Below are 14,913 nucleotides of genomic sequence, written 5' to 3' on the forward strand. Positions count from 1 at the left end.
TCCGCCGCGTTTGGGGAAATTTATACCGGATGGCACGCTAGACACCCCTACAATGGCTACAGACAAGCGGAAAGTGTATGCGGGCGCCGCGTTGCTGGTCGTCAGCTCGGTGCTGATTCTCGTATCGGGCCCGTTCGATATCGGTATCTCGACCACCGTGGCCGGCGTCATAGCCGGCGTCGCGTCGCTGGGCCTGGCCGCCGGCGCCTTGCTGGTCGGCACGTCTGAAGACGGCCGCGCGGTCTGAAAACTGAGTTTCTATTCGCTGGCTTACCTCCGTGAGCGACCGCTACAGAAGGAATTTGTCGGGTTCCTCGCTCAGGTCGACGAACCCGTCGACGGCGGATTTGAGGTCTTCAGAGGAGGACTCCTCGAACCCCATCGCTTCGATGCGACACCCCTCGTGTCGGACGTACCGACAGACGCGGGCGAAGTCACCGTCGCCGGTACACAGCACGATAGCGTCGTTGTGTTTCGCCAGTGTGACCGCATCGAGGCTCATCCCCACGTCCCAGTCGGCCTTCTGGGAGCCGTCCTGGAACGTTTTGATGTCCTTGATACGGGTCTCGAATCCGATGTCAGTGAGCGCGTCGAAGAAGCTCTCCTCTTCCGGGGAGTCGGCGCGGATGACGTAGGCGATAGCGCGGGTGAGTTCGCGGCCGTCGACGGCCGCCTCGAGCAGTTCGGAGTAGTCGATATTACGCGTGTAGAGACTCCGGGCTGTGTGATAGAGGTTCTGCGCGTCGGCCAGGACGGCCACGCGTTGTCCCGAGTGAGAGACAGTCATACGGTGATTTCCCACCCGAACCCGGATAGGTTTTCGGGGTTCGCGGAGAGCAAAAAGGATAAGTCGCTCACGGACGGCCACACGAATATGCGACGACGCCAGGAAACGGCACGCCCGGTATCCAGCGGCGACGGCGTCGTCCCGAAACGCAAACGCAAGCGGTAGTTTCTGACTCGCGGCGGGCGTGGCAAACCCGTCGAGGGTCGCTGACTCTCGGCGGGCGTGGCAAACCCGTCGAGGGTCGCTCTTCTGGCAGACAGACCGGACGACTAATCCCACAGCGACACCACACCACTCAGCAATGACAGCACCCGACTTCCACGGCGTCTACCCCGCGATGTGTACGCCGTTCCACGACGACGACGAGCGCAGTATCGACTTCGAGACACTCAGGCGTGACGCCCAGCGGCTGGAGGCCGCCGGCGTCGACGGGCTGGTCCCGGCCGGCTCGACCGGCGAATCGGCGACGATGACCCACGACGAACACATCGAGGTCGTCGAGGCCGTCATCGACGCCGTCGACGACGTCCCCGTCATCGCCGGCACGGGCTCGAACAATACCCGCGAGGCGCTCTCGCTCTCCCGGCGGGCCGCCGACGCCGGCGCCGACGCGCTACTCCTGATTTCGCCGTACTACAACAAGCCCGAACAGCGCGGGCTGGTCGACCACTACGAGACCATCGCCGACGCGGTTGACTGCCCCCAAATCGTCTACAACGTCCCCTCCCGTACCGGGCAGAACATCGAGCCCGACACCGCAGTCGAACTGGCGAGCCACGAGAACATCCAGGCGTACAAGGCCGCAAGCGGCGACATGAATCAGATATCCGAAATCATCGAGCGCACGCGAGAAGAGGACTTTGCGGTGCTTTCGGGCGACGACGGCATGACCCTCTCGATGCTGTCGGTCGGGGCCGCGGGCTGTATCTCCGTGGCTGCCAACGTCGAGCCCGAGCGCACCTGCGCGATGGTCGGTGCGGGGCTGGCCGGCGACTTCGAGCGGGCGCGGGCCATCCACCACGAACTCGGGCCGCTCTTCCGTGAGCTGTTCGTCGAGACCAACCCCATCCCGGTCAAGGAGGCGATGCGGATTCGGGGCTACGGCCCGGCCCACCTTCGCCAGCCCCTGTCCAGGCTCGGTGAGGAATATCTCGAGGACCTGCGTGACGTGCTCGACGACCTCGAAACGGAGGACTTAGAGGACGCCTACGCGGAGGTAGAGCGATGACACGGATTGCCGTAAACGGTGCGGCGGGTCGCATGGGACAGACGGTTATCGAGACCGCGGCCGACCGCGACGACCTCGAGGTCGTCGTCGGCTTCGACGTCGAGGCGGGCGAGGTCGACGGTGTCCCGGTCGTCGCCGAGGACGTGGCCGGCGCCCTCACCGAGCACGACGTGGACGTGGTCGTCGACTTCTCTATCCCCGAGTCGACGCTGCCCCTGGCCGAGGCCTGTGTCGAGGCCGGCGTCGGCCTCGTCGTCGGGACCACGGGCTTTTCCGACGCCGGGCTGGCCGACCTCGAGGCGGCCAGCGAGTCGGTCCCGCTGCTGAAGGCGACGAACTTCTCGCGTGGTATCCAGGTGCTCCAGCGCACGGTCCGGGAGGCGGTGCGAGCGCTCGACGACTACGACCTCGAACTGATGGAGAGCCACCACAACGGCAAGGTCGACGCCCCCTCCGGCACCGCCAAGACCCTGCTCGAAGTCGTCCAGGAAGAGCGCGACGTGGAACCGGTGTACGGCCGCGAAGGTCACGCCCCTCGCGACGACGACGAAATCGGCGTCTTCGCCCGCCGCGCCGGCGACATCCGCGGCGAACACGAGCTCATCCTCGCGGGCAACGACGAGGTGCTGTCGCTCTCGCACCACGCTGAGGACCGCGCCGTCTTCGCCGCCGGGGCGCTCGACGCCGCTGCGTGGCTCTCCGGTCGCGAGGCCGGCCAGTACGAGTTCGGCGCGGTCGTCGATTCCACCTAGAACAACCCACATCGTCCTAATATACTCTTCTCAATATAACGCACAGCCTTATACTCGCTGACTGCCCAGCGACAGGTATGGTAACCACGCACCGACGACCCGCATCGAGATGTCCGCACTGCGCCGGCGAGTTCACACCGGCACGCACAGTCACACACTGCACCGACTGCGGCTACATCCCCGGCCAGGGCGCCGACTGAACAGCCGTCGCCCCCGGAACTCCGGAACGAGTGAAGGGGGCCGCCGGACCGCCGGCGCAAAACCCCGATAGGTAAGCCCCCTGAGTCGCAACCGACTGCGTATGAGCCTCGAAGCAGACATCGGCGACCTCTGGGCACGCAAACAGGACGGACTGACGGCGACCGACGCCACAGACGAGCATCTCGCGGTACTGGAGGAGTTTCTGACGGCACTGGAAGCCGGAGAGGTCCGGGCCGCCGAGAAGGTCGGCGACGAGTGGGAAGCAAACGCCTGGGTCAAGCAGGGTATCCTGCTGAACTTCGGCCTCCGAGAGACCGTCGCTCGCGGGTACGGCGGCGTCCAGTACCACGACGTACTGCCGCTCCGGGAGACTGACGACCTCGCCGACCGTGGCACCCGTAACACCCCCGACGGAACGACCATCCGCCGCGGGGCCTACCTGGGCGAGGACTGCATCATGATGTCGCCCTCCTTCGTCAACATCGGGGCCCACGTCGGCGACGGCACGCTCATCGACTCCTGTGACACCGTCGGCTCCTGTGCGCAGATCGGCGAGAACGTCAAGCTCGGCGCGAACACGCTCATCGGCGGCGTCCTCGAGCCGGTCGAGAACGCCCCCGTCATCGTCGAAGACGACGTCTCGCTTGGCGCGGGCTGTCGCGTCACCAGCGGCTTCGTCGTCGGCGAGGGCTCTGTCGTCGGCGAGAACACGCTCCTGACGCCGCGCATCCCGGTCTACGACCTCGTCGAGGAGGAGGTCATATACGGCGAACTGCCGCCGGAGCGCCGGGCGTTCCAGCGCTTTGTCGACTCCTCTGTCGGCGACCACGACCTCATCCCCGGCGGCGCCTACAAGCCCGCTGTCGTGGCGAGCGACGTCGAGGAGGAGACGCTGGAAGCCACGGAGCGAGAAGACGCGCTTCGGGACTAGCGAGACGACGAGCACCGCGAGTCGTCTCGAAAGCGACGCGGTGACCGAAGGGAACCGCAGAGCACTGCGAGTCGTCTCGCTTTCCCCGGCTCGCGGGTCGTTCCTCCCCGCTCGCCATCCGAGACATCTCACGGTGTTCGATGTCTCGCTATGCAGCGTCTACCAGCGCTCGATAGAACGCCTCGACGGAGCTGAACCGCTCGTCGGGGTCGGCCGCGAGCGCCTGCGCGAGGTGTGGTTTGACCCGCGAAGAGACGCTCTGTATCGGCCGTGGTATCTCGCTGGGCTGGGGCGTCGGGGTCTCTGGTGGCCGCTGCTCACAGCAGAGCCAATAGGAAAGCGCACCGAGCTGGTAGACGTCGGTGGTCACGGACAGGCGGCCCTCGCGCTGTTCGGGCGCGAGGAAGGGGCCGTCGTGGGAGAGCCCGACCGCGTCTCGGACGGCCCACTCGATACCCCAGTTGGCGACCGTCGCCCGTCGGTCGCCCTCGGCCTCCATGAGGTGGACGTTCTCCGGCGAGAGGCCACAGAGCGGTGTCGACGGCCCGCCCACGGCGGCGGCCGCGTCCGCGATATCGCCCAGCACTTCGAGCCGGGAGCGGGCCGGCAGCTCCGTGCCGATGTCGGCGAGCGAGTGGTCGCCGACACGGTAGGCGACCCAGGAAGTCGGGTCGGTGCCGGACTCGTGTACCGTGGCGACGTGGGGACCGTCATCGTTGGCTCGCCAGCGTTCGAACGCCTCGGCGAAGGCTGCAGGAACGCCCTCGTCGGTCGCGTACTTGCGTGAGACGGTGATTATCTGGGCCTCGGTGCCACCGTGCCACGGCGTCGAGTAGCGGTGGACGGCGCCGTCGGTGTCGGTGAACTCCACCTGGGTCACGTCGGGGACGGAGGCCCCGAGCTGACCCGGGCTTGCCGGGCCGACCATGCCCACGTCGGAGGGACCTGCGGGCTCGTCGGCCGATTTCGAAGCCGTCGTCCCGGCGTCCGGTTCGTCCGGCTGCTCGGGTTCGGGGACTTCGGCGACGGCGTCGGGGTCGAACCGCACGCCGGAGCGGGTGATGTCGTGGCGCAGAAAGCGGTGGTCCCGCTCCTCGTACTCCTCGCCGCGGCCGTCGTAGACGCGGAGGTGTTTGAAATCATAGAGCCGCTGGAGCTTCTTGGCGCGATCGGCTGCGTCCTCGCGGGAGGGTGCGACCGTCATCGCACAGGTCCCGCCCGCTGGGACGACGGTCCACCCGCCGACGAGTTCGTCACGACGGACCTCGAGCGTCTCGAACAGCGGGTTCCAGTAGAGTGCGCCGACGCTGCGCGGGGAGTCCCAGCGGACGATACACGGGTGGCGGTCGGCCTCCATCTTCGATTTCGCGTAGCGCATGGCCGAAAGCTGGGAGTCGTGGGTGGCGTAGGTCTCCCCCGTCCGTGACCCCTTCCGGTAGTCCTCGACGACCCAGAGGCTCCCCTGCTTGACGAGCTCCAGCGGCGGGCGTCGTGGGACCTCCGATTGCATGACAGTTCTGGGTCGCCCTCTTCGTGGGAAGAGTCGATTGTTGGAGCAAAAATAGGTTTGGGTGGGTCAGGCAGCACTGGTGTCGCCGGTCACCTCGTCGAGGGTGGTCTGGCGGCCGCCGGCGGGCTCCTCGCCGCGCCGCTCGTACGCGCCCCGGAGGGCGAGCACGAGCGCGCCCAGCCCCAGCAGAAACACCGCGAGGTCCAGCAGGGCCCCCAGCACCGGCACCGCACCGAGGACCGTGACGCCGACGAGCCCGACGACCAGCGCGAGCCAGCGGCTGTCGCGGTCGGTGAACGACAGCACCCACACGCCGAGCGCGTACTGGCCGTAGACGATGGCGGCCCACACCAGGGCGGCGAAGCCGACGGCACCGACCAGCGAGAGCGGGATACCGACGATAGTGAGTGCAACCAGGACCAGGAGCAGCGGCACCACGAACACTGTCAACAGTCCGACCCCGGCCGAGCGGGCCGGGCGGTCCGCGACGCCGTCGGCGACGCGGGTGGAGAACGCCGGGAAGACGGCGAGCAGGATGACCCCCAGCAGGAAGTTCGCGAGCAGGCCGTACAGCGCCCCGAGCCAGCCTGGGACGGCCAGGTCGGGCCCGACGGTCTCGCCGAGGCGTTCGTCCTGGACGACGCTCCCCTCGACAGTAGCGCCCGGTGCCCTGACGAACGACTCGGCGTCGTACCGGACGGAGCCACCGACCGTCGCACTGGATCCCAGGACGACGGACTCGGCCCCCGCTCGGACGTTCCCGTCGACGGTGCCGTTGAGCTCGAAGTACGATGCGCCCACGTCGAGGTCCCCCCGACGCTCCCCGTCGGGCCGACGATGACGGACCCCCCGGCGGCGTCGACGTCGACGGGCCCGTCGATGCGGACGGTGCCCGCGGCGGCCGCGACATCGCCCCCGACGGTCCCGCTCTCGGTGACGTGTACCGACCCGGCTGCCGCCGAGACGTCGTTTCGTACGGTCCCACGGACGATGACCGTCCCGGCGACGCCCTCGACACTGTCGTATGTCTCGTCGGGTCCGACGACCACGGTTTCGCCGGCCCCCTGGAACGACTGGGCGCTGGCGACGCCAGCGACGCCAGCCAGAACCACCACGGCGGCGAGCGTGACCCCGAGGCGGCGCAAGGAAACGGTGAACATGACCGACAGTTGCTGTGGCCACCTGTTAGTTAGTCACAAGCAGGTTCCACGTCTCCTGGTATACTAGTAGCTTACCCGTGCGCCCAGCGACGAGCCCGCGGGTGGTCGCTACCGCCAGTCACCAGGGCCACCGGGGCCCTACCCGTCACCGGGTTCGACGCCCGTCACCTCGAACCGTGCGCCGCCGTCGCTCCCCTCGGTCACACGGACGTCCCAGTCGTGGGCGTCGAGGATGTCTTTGACGATGAAGAGACCGAGCCCCGTCCCGGGCTCCCCGGTCGTGTACCCGTGGTCGAACACACGGTCGCGCTCGTCGGCTGGAATCCCCTCGCCGTCGTCCTCGACGAAGAAGCCGAGCAGGCCGTCGCCGGTCTCTCCGAGCACCCCGACGCCGACGGTCACCGACGCGTCGTTGTGGTCGGCGGCGTTGCGAAAACAGTTCTCGAAGACGTGCAGCAGTCGGTCGGAGTCAGCCGCGATGGTCGCGTCGTCCGAGACGGCGACGTCGAGCTCACAGCCCTCGACCTCGGCGTGGGTCCAGGCCTCCGCGGCGAGCGCCGCCAGCTCGACCGGCTCCGTCTCCTCGACGCGCTGACCGGACCGGGCCAGCGTCAGCAGGTCCTCGACCATCGCGTCCATCCGCTCGTGTGACCGGCCGACCGCCTCGATGTGCTCGCGGACCGCGTCGGACTCGCATTTCCCCTCGGCGAGTGCGAGCTGGCCGGCGGCGACGGTCAGCGGGTTCCGCAGGTCGTGGCCGACCATGCTGGCAAAGCGGTCCAGCCGCTCGTTCTGCCGTTCGAGCTCCTGCTCGCGGCGCTTCCGGTCGGTGATGTCACGCAGGACGACGACGCGGCCGCGCTGCCCGCGCCGGGTCACCGGCGAGACGGAGAGGCTGAAGTGTCGCTCGCGGTCGTCCGGACGTATCCTTATCTCCGTCTCCGTGTCGACGAGGTCGTCGAACGCGTCGATTTCGCCCACGACCGAGGGGAAAAAGTCGGCGGCCGATTTGCCGGTGTAGTCGTCGGCGGCGTCGAACAGCTCGCGGGCGCGGCGGTTGCAGTCGACGACGCGGTTCCCGTCGTCGAGTGTCACCACGGCGTCGGACATCTCGCCCAGCGCGGTGCGGCGCGCGACCGGCGTGAGGTCGAGAAACCGGCCGCTGAACAGCGCCCACGCGAACATCGTCGCGGTCAGCGCGTACCCAAGCGGCGTGTAGTCGTAGACGGTCACACCCGAGACGGTCGCGAGACTCCCCAGCAGCGTCGGGACGATAGCCAGCGAGAGGACGAATCGCTGTCGGCGTCGGATTCCGGTCGACCGGAGGGCGTCCGTCGCGAGGAGACCGGTCCCCACGAACGTCCAGAGATAGCCGACGCCCAGAATCGCCCACAGTCCGACGCCGATAGTCGGGTCGAAGTTGGCGCCGTCCATCGTCGAGCCGGGGGCGACGACGAGGTGGTGGAGCGGGTCCGTCCAGAAGAAAAGCTGTGTCGCGACGACGTAGCCGGCGAACGTCGCCCCGAGCCGCCGCGTGACCGGGACCCGGTCTGTCACCGAAAGCGCGAGCAACAGCCACGCCGTCGTGATGAGAACGCCGCCCAGCGACCGGAAGCTGAAGACGAAATGCGAGCCGGCGTAGCCGGAGACGAACCAGTCGAGGCCGGCACTGAGGCCGTAGACCCCGATACCGACACAGAGGACGGCGAAGCTCCAGCTCCCGGCCCTGTCGCGGTTGTCGTAGGCCGGCTTCAGGAAGAACAGCGACACCACTCCCAGCAGTATCTGCAACAGCCCGACGAACTGTGGGTCGACCGGCATTCAGGCGTATCGAATAAAGCGTTCGTCTATCCTGCAATAAAGAATACGGCAGAAAGGGCAACGGCTGGTGCTCCCGCAGTGACCGCCAGAACACAACGCTTGTTAGCCGCCGTCGCCGTTGTTCGGGCAATGAGTCAGGACTCGCCGCCGGTCCGTCGCCTCGCGGACTGGGACCACGACCGCCTCGGTCGGCTGGCGGCCGACCACGGGACGCCGCTGTATGTCGTCGACCTGGACCGGGTCGCACAGAACTACGACCGGTTCGCGTCGGTCTTCCCCGACGCGCACGTGATGTACGCCGCGAAGGCCCACACCGGCCGCGCCGTGCTCTCGAAACTGCTGGAGACTGGTGCCGACATCGAGTGTGCCGCCGCGGGCGAACTACAGCGGGCCGTCCAGGCGGGCGCAGACCCGAACACGCTCCAGTACACCGCCGTGAACCCGCCCGACGCCGACCTCGACTACGCGGTCGAACTGGCCGAAGAAAACCCCGGCCTCACAATCACCGGCGGCGCCCGCGACACCTTCGACCGCCTCGAGGAGCGGGACTACGACGGCCGGGTCGCCATCCGCATCAACCCCGGCATCGGGACTGGCCACCACGAGAAAGTCGCGACGGGGAAGGACGCCAAGTTCGGCATCCCCTACGAGCAGGTCCTCGAGGTCGCCACAGACGTGGCCGACCGGTTCGACCTCGTCGGTATCCACGCCCACGCCGGCAGCGGCGTGTTGCACGACGACCTGGACGACCACTGCCGCGCCATCGGGAAAGTCGCGGATATGGGCCGGCGCGTCGAGCGCGAAGTGACGCCACTGGACTTCGTGGACTTCGGGGGCGGCTTCGGCGTTCCCTACCGCGAGGACGAGGAGCCACTCGACATGCAAATCGTCGGTGAGAAAGTTCGCGAGGCCGTCGGCGAGCTGGACGCACAAATCAAGCTCGAACCGGGCCGCTACGTCGTCGCGGACGCCGAACTGATTCTGACCGAAGTCAACACTATCAAGGAGGCTCCGGCGGCGACCGTCGTCGGTGTCGACGCCTCGCTGGCGACGCTCATCCGCCCCGCGATGTTCGGCTCGTACCACCCCATCAGGAACGTCTCAGCGCCCGACCGCGAGACCGAGCCGGTCTCCGTCGGCGGACCGTGCTGTACCAGCGCCGACGTGTTCTGTACCGACCGGCCCATTGCCAGGCCAGAGCGCGAGGACCTGCTGGCCATCGGCAACGCCGGCGCCTACGGCTACGAGCTCGCAAACCAGTTCCACTCCCAGCCCCGGCCCGCGGAGGTCGCTATCGAGGGCGGCGAGACCCGTGTCGTCCGTGACCGCGAGACGCTGGCCGACGTGACCCGCATGGAGCGATGAACGTCGGTTTCGACCCGGTCGACTTTCACCGCGAGGCCGTCGAGACCGACTCGACGGCCGACGTGGGCCCGATGCGGGACCTGCTCGTGGCGACGCTGGACCGAGCGGGTGCCGACCCGACCGTCGACGAACTGGGCAACGTCGTCGCCACGACGGGCGCGGCCGACCCAGACGACGCGGCGGCCATAGAGGGCACTCACCTCGTCCTGAACACCCACATCGACACCGTGCCGCCGCATCTGCCGTACGAACGGCGGGAGGACCCCCCCGGTGACGAGGAAATAACCGGCACCGGTGGCGGCCTCACCGGCGACGTCGTCTGTGGCCGCGGCGCGTGTGACGCGAAGGGCCCACTCGCCAGCCTAGTCGACGCCTTCCTCACCGTCGAACCGGCCGAGGGAGCGGTGACGCTGGCCGTCTCTATCGACGAGGAGACCGCCCAGACCGGGGGCGCCCACCTCGCCGAGCGTCTCGACGCCGAGGGCTACATCGTCGGCGAGCCCACGGGACTGGACGTCTGTACCGCCGCCAAGGGCCAGTTCGAGGGGACAGTGACGATTCGCGGCGAGAGCGGGCACGCCGCGGACCCCGGGAGCGGCGCTAACGCCATCAGAGCCGCGGCGCCCATCCTGCAGGCCATGGAAAGCTATGACGAGCGCGAGGCGCGAAGCGCCTCGGAACGGTCTCGCGGTGACGGTGAGGAACCGCGCGACACGGCGGGCCCGGAGAATCACGAGACGCTGGGTCGCCCCATCCTGACCCCGTCGATGGTCGAGGGCGGCGAGGCGACCAACCAGATACCGGCCGAATGCGTCATTACCTTTGACCGCCGCTCGGTGCCGCCCGAGACCAGCGACGAGTTCCCCGAGGCACTGGAAGGACATCTCGCGGAGTGGCTCCCTGAATCCATGTCGGTCGAGGTGGCGCTCATCCGGCCCGACACGCCGTTTCCGGACGCCTTCGCGACTGACCGCGACGCCGAGCTGGTTCGGACGCTCCGTGAGGCAAGCGGCGGTGCCGTTCGTCCCTTCGAGGCCGCGACGGAGGCCTCCTACTTCGCCGACCACGGGCCGACGGTGGTCTTCGGTCCGGGGGTGCTCTCGGACGACGTCGGGGCAGTTGCCCACTCGAAACGCGAGTACGTCCGGCTCTCCGAGGTCCGCGCCGCCGCCCGCGCCGTGCGGGAGACCGTCGAGCGCCTCGTCTAGAAGGGGCGTGGCACTGCGGCTCAGTCAAGCAGCGCCATCGCTTCCTCGTCGGAGACCTGCGAGAAGTCCCGGAAGAACTGTCCGACGGCCCTGAAGCTCCGGGGCCGCTCCAGTATCTCGAGGTGGTCGACCGTGCGCTCCAGCTGGTCGGCTGTCCGGGGCGACCCGACGGGGACCGCGGCGGCGACGCTCGCGGCGCCGGCCTCCCGGACACGCTCGACGCAGGCGAACATGGTCGCGCCCGTGGCGAGTCCGTCGTCGACGACGAGGACGTGCTTGCCAGTCAGGGAAAGCGGCGGGCGGCCCTCGCGGTAGCGCTCGCGCTTCTGCCGGGCGGCCCGCTGTTCGTGTTCGATTTCGTCTTCCAGATACCCGGTCGTCAGGTCGAGTTTCCCGATGAGCGAGTCGTTGCGCCAGGTCGTCCCGTCGTCGGCGACGGCCGCGACCGCCAGCTCGGGGTTGCCCGGCGCGCCCACTTTGCTCGCGACGACGACGTCGAGGGGAACGTCGAGCGCGTCGGCGACGGGGCGGGCGACCGGGAGCCCGCCGCGGGGAATCCCCAGGACGATGTCGACCTCGATGTCCGACCGACGGACCGCTGCAGCTAGCTGTTCACCGGCGTCCGTTCGGTCTGTGAACATATCAGATAGTAGGATAGTCCCGAACTTAACCCCTCGGTACAGGGGCGTACGGTTCCCGGAGACATCCGGCGAGCGCCCGTGACGAGCCCGTGTGTCAGTCCTGCGTCGTGGCCGTCGCCGACTCCGCGTGACCGAGAGGGTCTCTTCGACCTCCCAGTAGGTCAGTCCGAGCGCGGCGAGTGCCAGCACCGCGCCGACGGTGAAAGGCATCGAGAAGCCCCCGAGGTTGTAGAGGACGCCGGAGGCCAGCGGCCCAGCGGCGACGCCGAGACCGAAAGCCATCGTGAGAACTGACAGCGTCGTGCCCGAGCCCCGTTCGCCGGCCAGGTCACCGGCCAGCGCGAGCGACGGGGCAAAGACGAGCGCGACGGCGATACCCTGGACGAATCGGGCGCCGAGCATGAGCCAGGGGTCCAGCACGATACCCTGGGCGTACACCGACGGGACGAGCACGGCGAAGCCGGTTGTGTTCCTGGCACGGTCTTGCGAACCCCCAAACAGATGGGGAGTACACACTAACCCGAAACTAACCGAGGGTATGTCATGAATGATAAGGCCACAGTGAGTACCGAGGTCGTCAGGGCAGTCGCCCGTGTTGAAGGCGTCGACCCTGCCGCGGTCGAACCGGCACTGTTCGAAGCGGTCGACGGTGCCGCACTGGACCGGCTGTTCCGGGAGACGACGGGTCACGTCACGTTCGAGTACGACGGCTACGAGGTGACAGTCACCAGCGAAGGCGAGGTCTCGCTCGCTCCGCTATGCGAGTGATTCGCGGTTTCAGGCCTCGTCGATGCCGTCGGCCAGCTCGGCCGCGAGCCCGGTGTAGCCCGCGGGCGTCAGCGCCTCCAGTTCGGAACGCACGTCCTCGCTGACGTCCAGTTCCGCGATCATCTCCCGGAAGTCCTCGATGGTCACGTCCTTCCCTCGCGTCGCCTTCTTGACTTGCTCGTAGGCGTCGTCGTGGCCCTCCCGCCGGAGAATGGTCTGGACCGCCTCGCCGATTATCTCCGGGGTATCGTCCAGCTCCTCGCGCATGACCTGCTCGTTGGGAACGACCTTCGCCAGGCCGTTCTGGCACTTGCTGTAGGCGATAAGAGAGTAGGCGAAGGCCGAACCGATGTTGCGCTTGACCGTCGAGTCCGAGAGGTCACGCTGGAGCCGGGAGTTGGTGACGTAGTCGCCAAGGAAGACCAGGTCCGAGTTGGCCTTCGAAAGGTTCCCCTCGCTGTTCTCGAAGTCGATGGGATTGACCTTGTGGGGCATCGTCGAGGAGCCGGTCTCGCCCTCGACGGTCCGCTGGCCCAGATAGCGGTCCGAGACGTAGAGCCACATGTCACGGTCCATATCGAGCAGGACGTTGTTCGCGCCCCGCACCGCGTCGAAGAGAACTTCGAGGTCGTCACAGGGGTTGACCTGCGTCGTCAGCGGCTCGTGGTCCAGCCCCAGCGAGTCGACGAACGAGTCGGCAAAGGCGGGCCAGTCCACGTCGGGGTAGGCGGCGTGGTGGGCCGCGTAGGTGCCCGACGCACCGGCGAGTTTCCCCGAGAGGGCCTCGGCCGCGCGCTCGATGCGGGCGATGGCCTGCCCGAGCCGGGAGGCGTAGACCGCCGTCTCCTTGCCGAAGGTCGTCGGCGTTGCGGGCTGGCCGTGGGTCCGGGCCAGCATCGCCACGTCGCCGTACTCGTGGGCCATCTCGACGAGCGTGTCCCGTATCTCGCGGAGTTCGGGGACCAGCACGTCCTCGGCGGCGGGCTTGACCAGCAGCCGGTGGGCGAGGTTGTTCACGTCCTCGCTGGTCAGCCCGAAGTGAATCCAGTGGTCGGCGTCGAGCCCGTCGGGCATCCCGAGCCGGATGAAGTACTCGATGGCTTTGACGTCGTGGTTCGTGGCCGCGTAGTCGCCGTAGCCCTCGGTCTCTAGCTGCTTGACGACGGTCGCGTCCTCGTCGTCGAACGCATCGTAGAGCGCGCGAAGGTCGGCTCGCTGGTCCGCGTCGATAGTCAACGGCGTAGCCTCGAGGTCGGCCAGCGCGAGGAGATACTCCACCTCGACTTCGACGCGGGCGCGCATGAGCGCCCGCTCGCTGGCGTACGGGACGAGCGGCTCCGTATAGCGGGCGTAGCGGCCGTCCAGCGGCGAGACAGCGGCGAGTGGCCCTCTGTCGGTCATACCCGACTCTCCGCCGGAGGCCCGAAAAAGCGTGTCGACTCGCTACGGGAGTTTCAGGTAGGTGTCGCCCCGCTGCTGGACCCGCACCACCTCGGCGACGCCGGAGCGGACCGTCCCGACGCCCGCTGCGAGGTCGTGGGCGGCGTGGTCGAAGCGGTCCAGCGAGTTCGCGCAGGCGGCAATCTCGACGCCGGCTTCCGCCATCCGCGTCACTTTGTCGGCCTCGGGGCTGCTCTCCAGCAGAAATCGGACGCCGGGGCCGTTGACGACGACCTCCATCAGCTCCGGCGGCGTCTCGACGGAGTCGTCGTTGACGAGGTTCGCAAGGTTCCGCAGCGCCATCTGCCACTCGCCGATGTCGTCGGTGGAGACGTGGACCAGAATCGAGCGTTGATTGCTCATGGGACTTCTTCTCGACTGAGTGACCAAATATCTCCGGTCGGTGTGTCCCGGCGACGACAATCCGTCTCATACTGCCGGCTGTAAGTTCGTACAGATATTCGCCACCCAAGGGTGGCGAATTCCTTCAGTTTGTTACAGCCGGCAGTATCAGGACAGCCAGCCGTAGTCGCCCCTGGCCTCCCCGAACCGGCCGTCCGGCGGGTCGTACCGGTAGAGGTCCTGTCCCAGCGCGACCCAGGCCAGGCCGTACACGGCGGCGGTCCAGGGCGATATCTCGTTGAACCCGAGGAAGGCGAGCGTCCCGACGAACAGCAGGACCCCCAGCCACGGCGGCTGGATGCGGGTCCGGACCAGTCCGACGCTGACCAGCAGGGAGCCACTCACCAGGGCGAGCACGCCGAGACCGATAATGACGTCGCCGCCACCGGTCGCCGCCCGGACGAGCTGTCCGACGGCGAAGACCACGCCGCCGAGTGCCCCGACCCAGGCGCCCGCAGTGCCCGGGCGCTTCATGCGCGCCCCGTAGAAGCTCTCGATGGCGTAGTGACCGACGACGATGCCCAGCGTCGAAATTGCGACCCCGAGCAGGACGGGTGTGCGCTGGCGGCCGAGCAGCCCGGCCCCGACGACCCACGCGAGCCACACGAGCCCACCGACGGCGGCGACCAACCCGGCGCGCTGACAGCGAAGCTTCGACATACCGGCGAGTGGTCGCCGGACTACAAAGGACCACCGCAC

The 14,913-nt window shown here is 68.0% G+C and carries 17 protein-coding genes; 9 read left to right on the plus strand and 8 right to left on the minus strand.

Features of this window, described 5'->3' with window-relative positions:
- The first annotated feature begins 52 nt into the window (after positions 1 to 52).
- On the plus strand, positions 53 to 247 hold the full coding sequence (locus P1K32_RS03875; RefSeq protein WP_276251400.1) for a DUF8178 family membrane protein: 195 nt from the start codon (positions 53 to 55) through the stop codon (positions 245 to 247).
- A 42-nt stretch (positions 248 to 289) separates the two neighbouring features.
- Here the strand turns inward: P1K32_RS03875 and P1K32_RS03880 are convergent, their stop codons facing one another.
- Complete coding sequence (locus P1K32_RS03880; protein WP_276251401.1) at positions 290 to 787, minus strand: LabA-like NYN domain-containing protein; 498 nt, start codon at positions 785 to 787, stop codon at positions 290 to 292.
- 301 nt (positions 788 to 1,088) lie between these two features.
- Here P1K32_RS03880 and dapA point away from each other — a divergent pair, with 301 nt between their 5' ends.
- The 4 genes from dapA (at position 1,089) to P1K32_RS03900 (ending at position 3,899) form a co-directional block, all read left to right on the plus strand.
- Complete coding sequence (gene dapA / locus P1K32_RS03885; protein WP_276251402.1) at positions 1,089 to 2,015, plus strand: 4-hydroxy-tetrahydrodipicolinate synthase; 927 nt, start codon at positions 1,089 to 1,091, stop codon at positions 2,013 to 2,015.
- The gene (dapB, locus tag P1K32_RS03890; RefSeq protein ID WP_276251403.1) at positions 2,012 to 2,767 is read left to right on the plus strand and encodes a 4-hydroxy-tetrahydrodipicolinate reductase; all 756 of its coding nucleotides are present in this window, start codon (positions 2,012 to 2,014) and stop codon (positions 2,765 to 2,767) included. Before dapA ends, dapB begins: the two co-directional genes overlap by 4 nt.
- Positions 2,768 to 2,844: 77 nt before the next feature.
- Positions 2,845 to 2,967, plus strand: coding sequence for a hypothetical protein (locus P1K32_RS03895; RefSeq protein WP_276251404.1), 123 nt, complete (start codon positions 2,845 to 2,847; stop codon positions 2,965 to 2,967).
- Positions 2,968 to 3,068: 101 nt separating this feature from the next.
- Positions 3,069 to 3,899, plus strand: coding sequence for a 2,3,4,5-tetrahydropyridine-2,6-dicarboxylate N-succinyltransferase (locus tag P1K32_RS03900; RefSeq protein WP_276251405.1), 831 nt, complete (start codon positions 3,069 to 3,071; stop codon positions 3,897 to 3,899).
- A 148-nt stretch (positions 3,900 to 4,047) separates the two neighbouring features.
- On the opposite strand, the gene P1K32_RS03905 is transcribed toward P1K32_RS03900, so the two are convergent.
- Both P1K32_RS03905 and P1K32_RS03910 read right to left on the minus strand, forming a co-directional pair.
- Positions 4,048 to 5,409 (minus strand): protein kinase family protein, encoded by a 1,362-nt coding sequence (locus tag P1K32_RS03905; RefSeq protein ID WP_276251406.1) that lies wholly within the window; start codon positions 5,407 to 5,409, stop codon positions 4,048 to 4,050.
- Between the two features lie 66 nt (positions 5,410 to 5,475).
- Positions 5,476 to 6,210 (minus strand): DUF8173 domain-containing protein, encoded by a 735-nt coding sequence (locus P1K32_RS03910; protein WP_276251407.1) that lies wholly within the window; start codon positions 6,208 to 6,210, stop codon positions 5,476 to 5,478.
- On the opposite strand from P1K32_RS03910, the gene P1K32_RS03915 reads away from it, so the two are divergent.
- Positions 6,201 to 6,602: a hypothetical protein gene (locus tag P1K32_RS03915; protein WP_276251408.1), complete on the plus strand. Its 402-nt coding sequence runs from the start codon at positions 6,201 to 6,203 to the stop codon at positions 6,600 to 6,602. The two genes, P1K32_RS03910 and P1K32_RS03915, sit on opposite strands and share 10 nt — an antisense overlap.
- 105 nt (positions 6,603 to 6,707) lie before the next feature.
- Here the strand turns inward: P1K32_RS03915 and P1K32_RS03920 are convergent, their stop codons facing one another.
- Positions 6,708 to 8,390 carry a histidine kinase N-terminal 7TM domain-containing protein gene (locus P1K32_RS03920; RefSeq protein WP_276251409.1) on the minus strand — a complete coding sequence of 561 codons (1,683 nt, stop codon included), beginning with the start codon at positions 8,388 to 8,390 and terminating at the stop codon, positions 6,708 to 6,710.
- A gap of 129 nt (positions 8,391 to 8,519) precedes the next feature.
- On the opposite strand from P1K32_RS03920, the gene lysA reads away from it, so the two are divergent.
- A complete protein-coding gene (gene lysA / locus P1K32_RS03925; protein WP_276251410.1) occupies positions 8,520 to 9,755 on the plus strand; it encodes a diaminopimelate decarboxylase in 1,236 nt (411 codons plus the stop codon).
- The gene (locus tag P1K32_RS03930) at positions 9,752 to 10,963 is read left to right on the plus strand and encodes a M20 family metallopeptidase (RefSeq protein WP_276251411.1); all 1,212 of its coding nucleotides are present in this window, start codon (positions 9,752 to 9,754) and stop codon (positions 10,961 to 10,963) included. The genes lysA and P1K32_RS03930 overlap by 4 nt, the downstream gene beginning before the upstream one ends.
- A gap of 20 nt (positions 10,964 to 10,983) precedes the next feature.
- Here the strand turns inward: P1K32_RS03930 and P1K32_RS17760 are convergent, their stop codons facing one another.
- On the minus strand, positions 10,984 to 12,057 hold the full coding sequence (locus P1K32_RS17760; RefSeq protein ID WP_419181060.1) for a phosphoribosyltransferase: 1,074 nt from the start codon (positions 12,055 to 12,057) through the stop codon (positions 10,984 to 10,986).
- A 90-nt stretch (positions 12,058 to 12,147) separates the two neighbouring features.
- On the opposite strand from P1K32_RS17760, the gene P1K32_RS03945 reads away from it, so the two are divergent.
- A complete protein-coding gene (locus P1K32_RS03945; RefSeq protein WP_276251412.1) occupies positions 12,148 to 12,372 on the plus strand; it encodes a HalOD1 output domain-containing protein in 225 nt (74 codons plus the stop codon).
- Positions 12,373 to 12,381: 9 nt separating this feature from the next.
- On the opposite strand, the gene purB is transcribed toward P1K32_RS03945, so the two are convergent.
- From purB to P1K32_RS03960, 3 genes are all read right to left on the minus strand, one after another.
- Entirely contained in the window at positions 12,382 to 13,773 is a 1,392-nt protein-coding gene (purB, locus tag P1K32_RS03950; protein WP_276251413.1) for an adenylosuccinate lyase, read from the minus strand.
- A gap of 42 nt (positions 13,774 to 13,815) precedes the next feature.
- Positions 13,816 to 14,175 (minus strand): DsrE family protein, encoded by a 360-nt coding sequence (locus tag P1K32_RS03955; RefSeq protein ID WP_276251414.1) that lies wholly within the window; start codon positions 14,173 to 14,175, stop codon positions 13,816 to 13,818.
- 147 nt (positions 14,176 to 14,322) lie between these two features.
- A complete protein-coding gene (locus tag P1K32_RS03960; protein WP_276251415.1) occupies positions 14,323 to 14,874 on the minus strand; it encodes a hypothetical protein in 552 nt (183 codons plus the stop codon).
- Between the last annotated feature and the right edge of the window lie 39 nt (positions 14,875 to 14,913).

The sequence above is a fragment of the Haloarcula rara genome, from assembly GCF_029338235.1.
Taxonomy (GTDB): Archaea; Halobacteriota; Halobacteria; order Halobacteriales; family Haloarculaceae; genus Haloarcula; species Haloarcula rara.

What these genes read in the sequence shown, in the direction of transcription:
- P1K32_RS03955 (WP_276251414.1), bottom strand. Translation starts at nt 14,175, where the DNA reads ATGAGCAATCAACGCTCGATTCTGGTCCACGTCTCCACCGACGACATC.
- P1K32_RS03915 (WP_276251408.1), top strand. Translation starts at nt 6,201, where the DNA reads ATGCGCCCACGTCGAGGTCCCCCCGACGCTCCCCGTCGGGCCGACGAT.
- P1K32_RS03920 (WP_276251409.1), bottom strand. Translation starts at nt 8,390, where the DNA reads ATGCCGGTCGACCCACAGTTCGTCGGGCTGTTGCAGATACTGCTGGGA.
- lysA (WP_276251410.1), top strand. Translation starts at nt 8,520, where the DNA reads ATGAGTCAGGACTCGCCGCCGGTCCGTCGCCTCGCGGACTGGGACCAC.
- P1K32_RS03960 (WP_276251415.1), bottom strand. Translation starts at nt 14,874, where the DNA reads ATGTCGAAGCTTCGCTGTCAGCGCGCCGGGTTGGTCGCCGCCGTCGGT.
- P1K32_RS03930 (WP_276251411.1), top strand. Translation starts at nt 9,752, where the DNA reads ATGAACGTCGGTTTCGACCCGGTCGACTTTCACCGCGAGGCCGTCGAG.
- P1K32_RS03900 (WP_276251405.1), top strand. Translation starts at nt 3,069, where the DNA reads ATGAGCCTCGAAGCAGACATCGGCGACCTCTGGGCACGCAAACAGGAC.
- dapA (WP_276251402.1), top strand. Translation starts at nt 1,089, where the DNA reads ATGACAGCACCCGACTTCCACGGCGTCTACCCCGCGATGTGTACGCCG.
- dapB (WP_276251403.1), top strand. Translation starts at nt 2,012, where the DNA reads ATGACACGGATTGCCGTAAACGGTGCGGCGGGTCGCATGGGACAGACG.
- P1K32_RS03895 (WP_276251404.1), top strand. Translation starts at nt 2,845, where the DNA reads ATGGTAACCACGCACCGACGACCCGCATCGAGATGTCCGCACTGCGCC.
- purB (WP_276251413.1), bottom strand. Translation starts at nt 13,773, where the DNA reads ATGACCGACAGAGGGCCACTCGCCGCTGTCTCGCCGCTGGACGGCCGC.
- P1K32_RS03905 (WP_276251406.1), bottom strand. Translation starts at nt 5,409, where the DNA reads ATGCAATCGGAGGTCCCACGACGCCCGCCGCTGGAGCTCGTCAAGCAG.
- P1K32_RS03880 (WP_276251401.1), bottom strand. Translation starts at nt 787, where the DNA reads ATGACTGTCTCTCACTCGGGACAACGCGTGGCCGTCCTGGCCGACGCG.
- P1K32_RS03945 (WP_276251412.1), top strand. Translation starts at nt 12,148, where the DNA reads ATGAATGATAAGGCCACAGTGAGTACCGAGGTCGTCAGGGCAGTCGCC.
- P1K32_RS03875 (WP_276251400.1), top strand. Translation starts at nt 53, where the DNA reads ATGGCTACAGACAAGCGGAAAGTGTATGCGGGCGCCGCGTTGCTGGTC.